Source organism: uncultured Porphyromonas sp., from assembly GCF_934359325.1.
Lineage (GTDB): Bacteria > Bacteroidota > Bacteroidia > Bacteroidales > Porphyromonadaceae > Porphyromonas_A.
On the sequence record NZ_CAKRLH010000082.1, the window covers coordinates 1 to 6,961 of the forward strand.

The 6,961-nt window shown below is 55.3% G+C and carries 6 protein-coding genes; all 6 read left to right on the forward strand.

The annotated features are described in order from the left end of the window. Positions 1-1,118, forward strand: a 1,118-nt coding sequence (gene rimO / locus Q0F21_RS04355) for a 30S ribosomal protein S12 methylthiotransferase RimO (RefSeq protein ID WP_297237746.1), incomplete at its 5' end; no start/stop codon positions are given. Next, positions 1,115-3,391, forward strand: a complete 2,277-nt coding sequence (locus tag Q0F21_RS04360; RefSeq protein WP_297237748.1) for a GH92 family glycosyl hydrolase — start codon at positions 1,115-1,117, stop codon at positions 3,389-3,391. The genes rimO and Q0F21_RS04360, both read left to right, overlap by 4 nt. Before the next feature lie 94 nt (positions 3,392-3,485). Next, on the forward strand, positions 3,486-4,484 hold the full coding sequence (locus tag Q0F21_RS04365) for an AAA family ATPase (RefSeq protein WP_297237750.1): 999 nt from the start codon (positions 3,486-3,488) through the stop codon (positions 4,482-4,484). Between the two features lie 11 nt (positions 4,485-4,495). After that, entirely contained in the window at positions 4,496-5,368 is an 873-nt protein-coding gene (locus Q0F21_RS04370) for a DUF58 domain-containing protein (protein ID WP_297237755.1), read from the forward strand. A gap of 8 nt (positions 5,369-5,376) precedes the next feature. Beyond that, positions 5,377-6,363, forward strand: coding sequence for a hypothetical protein (locus tag Q0F21_RS04375; protein WP_297237751.1), 987 nt, complete (start codon positions 5,377-5,379; stop codon positions 6,361-6,363). Continuing rightward, the coding region (locus Q0F21_RS04380; protein ID WP_297237753.1) for a VWA domain-containing protein at positions 6,360-6,961 on the forward strand (602 nt) is incomplete at its 3' end. The genes Q0F21_RS04375 and Q0F21_RS04380, both read left to right, overlap by 4 nt.

Here is a 6,961-nt window from a genome sequence, read left to right on the forward strand (position 1 = left end):
ACATGATCCTCGAGGTGGTCTCCGGTAAGTCCTCGGGGCAGGTGGGGCAGGTCTATGTGATGGGCTGTCTCAGTGAGCGATACCGGGAGGAGCTGAGAGAGGCTATCCCAGAGCTGGACGGGATCTATGGGAAGTTTGACTGGAAGGATCTGATCACTCACCTGGGTAAGGCGTATCACAGCACCGTCGCCGACTCCCGCCTAACGACCACACCGGATCACTATGCATTCCTGAAGATTGCGGAGGGCTGTAGTCGGCAGTGCGCTTACTGTGCCATTCCCATCATTACCGGCAGGCATGTCTCCCGACCGGAGGAGGAGATCCTCGAGGAGGTAAGGGGGCTGGCTGCCTCGGGAGTGAAGGAGCTACTCGTCATCGCGCAGGATCTTACCTACTACGGACGGGATCTCTATGGAGAGCCACGACTGCCTGAGCTGATCGAGAAGATCTGCCGGGTCGACGGAATCGAGTGGGTGAGGCTTCACTATGGCTATCCGGCACAGTTCCCGATGGATCTCCTGAGGGTGATGCGCGGGCAGCCCAAGGTCTGCAAGTACCTCGATATTGCCCTGCAGCACGCTTCCGACCATATGCTACGAGTGATGCGGCGGGGTGTGACTCGTCAGGAGACGGAGGAGCTCCTACGACGTATGCGCGAGGAGGTTCCCGGTATTGCGATCCGGACCACTTTGATGGTCGGGCACCCGGAGGAGACAGATGAGGACTTTGAGGAGCTGATGGACTTCGTTCGTGAGCAGAGATTTGAGCGAATGGGTGCCTTTATGTACTCCCATGAGGAGGGGACCTATGACTACCGACACTACAGCGACAATGTACCGCAGGAGGTCAAGGAGGAGCGCTATGACCGCCTGATGACCCTACAGCAGGAGATCGCTCTGCAGACAGCGGAGTCTATGGTGGGTAAGACGCTCAGGGTACTGGTAGACCGAGAGGAGGAGGGACACTATATCGGTCGGACAGAGTACGACTCGCCTGATGTGGATCCCGAGGTGATCCTTACGGGTGAGGCGAGAATGGGGGAGTTTTGTCAGGTATGTATCACCGGCACCGCCGACTATGACCTTATCGGTGAGGTGCTAAGCATAGAGTCCAAATGATTAGACGCACTCTCTCTTTCGCATCCCTTTTTATCCTCCTCTCTATCGGTCTCTTTGCCCAAGAGCCGGTGGACTACGTTAATGTCTTGATGGGTACGGACAGCAGCCATGACCTCTCCGCCGGAAACACCTACCCTGTAATCGCCCGTCCCTGGGGGATGAATGCCTGGACTCCACTCACCGGTAAGATGGGCGATGGGTGGCAGTACACCTATGATGCACAGCAGATCAGGGGCTTCAAGCAAACCCACCAGCCAAGTCCCTGGATGAATGACTATGGTCAGCTGGTCCTGATGCCAACGACTGACAATCCCTCTCCCGATCAGGACGAGAGGGCATCGTGGTTCTCTCACTTCTCTGAGGAGGCCACTCCCTACAGCTATCGCGTCTATCTGGCTGACTACGATACCCGGGTAACGATGGTGCCGACAGAGCGGGCGGCAAGGTTTCGGATAGAGTACCCTGAGGGGCGGACGCCTTACCTCGTCCTCGATGCACTCGATGGAGGGTCTGCGATCACGGTTGACGAGATGTCACAGACCATTACCGGCTACAGCAGTAAGAATAGCGGTGGAGTGGCGGAAAACTTTAGGTGCCACTTTATGGTGAGGGTAGATCGCCCCTTCCGACTACGCTACATATATAAGGAAGGGCAGGAGGTAAACTCGACTCAGGCAGAGGGAGATCATATCTCAGCTGTGGTGGCTTTTGAGAAGGGTGCAACGGTCGAGCTGGTCGTCTCCTCCTCGTTTGTCAGCCCGAGACAGGCGGAGCTCAACCAGCGAGAGGCGGTGTCAAAGGGTATCGATGAACTGGAGCAGGAGGGACGAGAGCTGTGGAATAATCTCCTCGGACGCATCCTAGTAGCGGGTAAGAGCGTCGACGATATGAGGACCTTCTACTCCACGCTCTACAGATGCCTGCTCTTCCCACGTCGCCTCTACGAGTACGATGAGTCCGGCATGAGGATCCACTACAGTCCTTACGACGGGCAGATCCATGAGGGGTATCTCTATGGAGACACCGGGTTTTGGGATACCTTTAGGGCACTCTTCCCGCTCCTCAATCTGCTCTATCCCGAGGAGGCAGCTCGTATGCAGGCGGGTCTCGTGAGTGCTTACCGCGAGAGCGGCTTCTTGCCGGAGTGGTCCAGCCCGGGACATCGAGACATTATGGTGGGGAATAACTCCGCCTCAGTCGTCGCTGACGGCTATCTCACCGGTCTGAGAGGTTACGACGTGGAGACACTATGGGATGCCGTCACCCATGGTGCTCACGCAGTCCACCCAAAGGTATCCGCGACCGGACGTCTCGGGTGGGAGTGGTACGACCGTCTCGGCTATGTCCCCTCCGATGTGGGAATCAATGAGAGTGCTGCGCGTACGCTTGAGTATGCCTACGATGACTGGTGCATCTGGAGGCTCGGCAAGGCACTGGGGAAGAGGGACGATGAACTGAAACCCTACGCAAGGGCAGCTACGAACTATCGCAACCTCTATGACCGCTCGCATAAGCTGATGCGTGGTCGTTTGAGGAATGGCACGCCTGCTCCCGACTTCAATCCGCTTAAGTGGGGAGGGGACTTTACCGAGGGTAATTCCTGGCACTACACTTGGTCTGTCTTTCACGATCCACAGGGGCTGATCGACCTGATGGGAGGCAGAGAGCCGTTCGTCCAGATGCTTGATTCCGTCTTTTCTCTTCCTCCGATCTTTGATGAGAGCTACTACGGCTTTGTCATCCATGAGATCCGTGAGATGCAGGTGATGGGGATGGGTAATTACGCCCACGGCAATCAGCCGATCCAGCATATGATCTATCTCTACAACTATGCCGGTCAGCCGTGGAAGACTCAGTACCTTGTCCGGGAGGTGATGGATCGCTTCTATGCGGCACGTCCGGATGGCTACTGCGGGGATGAGGACAATGGTCAGACATCTGCCTGGTATGTCTTCTCAGCACTCGGTTTTTACCCTGTCTGTCCCGGCTCGCTCCAGTATGTGATCGGGTCACCGCTCTTTGACAGAGTGACGCTTCTTCTCCCCGATGAGAAGGAGCTCTTGATAGAGGCGGTAGGCAACGATCCAGGTCACAGATACATAGAGACACTGCAGCTTGGTGACAGGTTCCTGGATCGAAACTATCTGACAATGGATGAGATCCGGGAGGGTGGCGTGCTGAGGTTTCGCATGAGCGATAAGCCAGACGTGGATAGAGGGACTTCGCTCTCGGCAGCTCCGTACTCCTTTTCCCATGACGACAGCGTTAAGTAAGATTATTACTTCTAACGGTCGGGGTTGGGGGCGAAATCGGTATATTTGTGGCTGAGTGAGGGGGAGGCAGGTAGACATTGCAATAGAAACAGATATGGAACAACCAAGCGTAGATATTAGGGCACTGACGGAGATGATCGAGCGGGAGAGCGGTTTTCTCACCCTCATTGATGAGGGGATGAATCGTGTCATCGTTGGGCAAAAGCATCTCCGTGAGTCACTTCTCATAGGATTACTTGCTGACGGACACATCCTCCTGGAGGGTGTCCCCGGACTGGCGAAGACCCTTGCAATCAAGACTCTTGCGGAGCTTATTGACTCCGACTTTAGCCGGATCCAGTTCACTCCCGACCTTCTCCCGGCTGACGTCATCGGTACTCAGATCTACAGTCAGCGGTCTGAGACCTTCAGCGTGAAGAAGGGACCGATATTTGCCAACTTTGTCCTTGCCGACGAGATCAATCGTGCGCCTGCCAAGGTGCAGAGTGCGCTGCTCGAGGCGATGCAGGAGCGTCAGGTGACGATCGCTGATGAGACCTTTGAGCTGCCTCGTCCCTTCCTCGTTATGGCGACCCAGAATCCGATCGACCAGGAGGGCACCTACTCACTGCCGGAGGCTCAGAGCGACCGCTTTATGCTCAAGGTGCTGGTGGGCTACCCCACCAAGGAGGAGGAGAGCCGTATCGTGACGGAGCAGATCAAGGCCACTCCGACCGAGGTTCGCCCCGTGGTCTCTGGTGATCAGATCCTCAAGGCTCGGGAGATCGTGCATCAGGTATACCTTGATGAGAAGATCAATAAGTACATTATCGATATTGTCTTCGCCTCTCGATTCCCTGGAGATGCTGGACTGGACAGCCTTAGGGGAATGATCAGCTATGGTGCCTCGCCGCGTGCCTCTATCAATCTGGCGCTCGCTGCAAGAGCCTACGCCTTCATCAAGCATCGCGGCTTCGTCATCCCGGAGGATGTGCGTGCTGTCTGTCATGATGTGATGCGTCACCGTATCGGTCTCAGCTACGAGGCTGAGGCGGAGAATCTCAAGACGGATGAGGTGATCACAGAGATACTCAATAAGGTCCAGGTGCCCTAAGCGGAGAGGTGATGGATACACAGGAGTTGCTCAAGAGACTCCGTCGGATCGAGATCAAGTCGAGTCGCCTGTCGGAGGATATCTTCTCTGGTGCGTATCGCTCTGCCTTCAAGGGACGAGGTATGTCCTTTAGCGAGGTGAGAGAGTACCAGCAGGGTGATGATGTGCGGGATATCGACTGGAATGTCACCGCACGCTATGCCCGTCCCTATGTCAAGGTCTACGAGGAGGAGCGAGAGCTGACTATGATCCTCCTCGTAGATATCTCGAGGAGTGAGCACTTCGGTACCGTGGGTATGACGAAGCGGCAGAGAGTGGCGGAGATCGCAGGCACGCTTGCCTTTAGTACCATAAAGAATAACGATAATGTCGGCGTGATCTTCTACTCTGATCGGGTGGAGAAGTATATACCCCCCTCCAAAGGTCACAAGCATGTGCTGACAATCCTCTCCGAGATCCTCTCTATCGAGCCACAAGGTTCGGGGACGGACATTTCGGTGGCTCTACGCTTTGCTCACAATGTACAGCGCAAGAGTTGCACCCTCTTTCTCCTCTCCGACTTTATCGACGGAAGCGACTATGCTAAGACTCTGGCAGTGGTCCGCAATAAGCATGACCTGCTCGCTATGCAGGTCTACGATCCCCATGAGGCGGAGTTGCCAATAGTCGGAATGCTTCGTGTCCGCGATGCAGAGACTGGCGAGGTGCGTATGATCGATAGCTCGTCCAAGTCTGTCCGGAAGCAGTATCGTGACTACTGGCAGGAACTCTCTGGTAAGCTGAGGGAGACCTTCAGTAAGTACAATATCGGATATGCGAGCGTGTCGACGTCGGAGGATTACGTGCCGAGACTACAGCGACTTTTTACTCACCCTCGGATCTGATGACTGATATGGATATGACCCATCGGCGCTTCCAATGTCGGCTTTTTGCCATCCTTCTGCTCTTCTGTCTGTGCGGAAGCGGTTTTGCGCAGGACGAGGTGCGTCTTATCCCGAAGCTGGAGCCTACGAAGATCCTGATCGGTGAGCAGACCACTCTCAGTGTGAGTGTCGTCGCCCCGATGGATAGGGAGGTCCGGCTCGCTCTGCCCGCAGATACTTTGGTCTCAGGAGTGGAGATCTTGGGTGTTGCCACTGGTGATACGACGATGATCAGTGACCGACTGCGTCAGATCGTCTACGAGGTGACACTGACCTCTTTTGACTCCGCCTCCTACACGCTCGATCATATTGCAGCACTAGTTGCGGATCAGCCGGTAGAGGCGCAGGATCAACCAATTCTGATGGTCGGTACCGTACCCGTCGACCTTGAGCATCCGGATGAGATCAGGGATATCAAGCCCCAGTGGCTGGCAGACTTTGTCCTCTGGGACTACCTCTACTATGTGGCACTCTTCTATGCTCTTATGAGTCTTATTGCTCTGCTCTTCGTCACGATCGCTTACTTCATCGGTCGCCAAAAGAAGGAGCGTGCAGCGGTATCGGCAGAGGTGACTGAGCCACTTCGCGATCCCTATGAGGAGGCTGTGGAGGAGCTAGCCAAGCTCAAGGACGAGAAGCTCTGGGAGAGCGATCAAGTGAAGGAGTACTACACCGAGATGTCGGACATTTTGCGTCGCTACCTGAAGCGGGTCTATGGCTTTGAGACGGGTGAGAAGACCTCGTCCGAGATCCTGGAACTCTTCCGGTCGCATATCGGTCGCGAGCGTATGTACGATGATCTGAGTCGCATCTTGACTACTGCTGATCTGGCAAAGTTTGCCAAGTACAGACCGGAGATGGGGGAGAATGTCAGTCTCCTGAGTGCCTCTCGCGCGTTTGTCGAGGAGCACAAACCCAAGGCGGATGATAAGGAAAAGAAAGAGGACGAACTATGACTTTTGCACATCCCTGGGTTTTTCTCCTCCTGCTGCTCTTGCCGCTTTTCGTCTACATATACATACGTAGGCGGAGGCGTCCTGCCACCTTTACGCTGAGCAGTGCCAATGCATTCCGAGGAATGCGTCGCAGCTTGCGCTCACGCCTGACTTGGATCCCCTTTGTCCTGCTGCTCATCGCTTACTCATGTATGGTGACGGCACTTGCTCGTCCGCAGAGCTTCAGTAACAAGTCGTCCAGTGAGACGGAGGGTATCAATATTATGATGTCTCTGGATATCTCCGGGAGTATGCTTGCTCGTGACCTGAAGCCTAATCGTGTCGAAGCGGCAAAGGCTGTGGCTAGCGAATTTATCTCCTCTCGCCAGCACGACAACATCGGCTTGGTGATCTTTGCCGGTGAGAGCTTTACGCAGTGCCCGCTCACTACAGACCAAGCCATCCTACTCAGTCTCCTCAGTCAGGTGGACATAGGGCTGCTGGAGGACGGCACGGCAATCGGTGACGGTCTCGCCACCGCAGTGAGCCGACTGAAGGACCAGAAGGGTGATAGTAAAGTGGTTATCCTCCTGACCGATGGAACCAACAATGCCGGAAC

What these genes read in the sequence shown, in the direction of transcription:
- Q0F21_RS04360 (WP_297237748.1), top strand. Translation starts at nt 1,115, where the DNA reads ATGATTAGACGCACTCTCTCTTTCGCATCCCTTTTTATCCTCCTCTCT.
- Q0F21_RS04365 (WP_297237750.1), top strand. Translation starts at nt 3,486, where the DNA reads ATGGAACAACCAAGCGTAGATATTAGGGCACTGACGGAGATGATCGAG.
- Q0F21_RS04370 (WP_297237755.1), top strand. Translation starts at nt 4,496, where the DNA reads ATGGATACACAGGAGTTGCTCAAGAGACTCCGTCGGATCGAGATCAAG.
- Q0F21_RS04375 (WP_297237751.1), top strand. Translation starts at nt 5,377, where the DNA reads ATGGATATGACCCATCGGCGCTTCCAATGTCGGCTTTTTGCCATCCTT.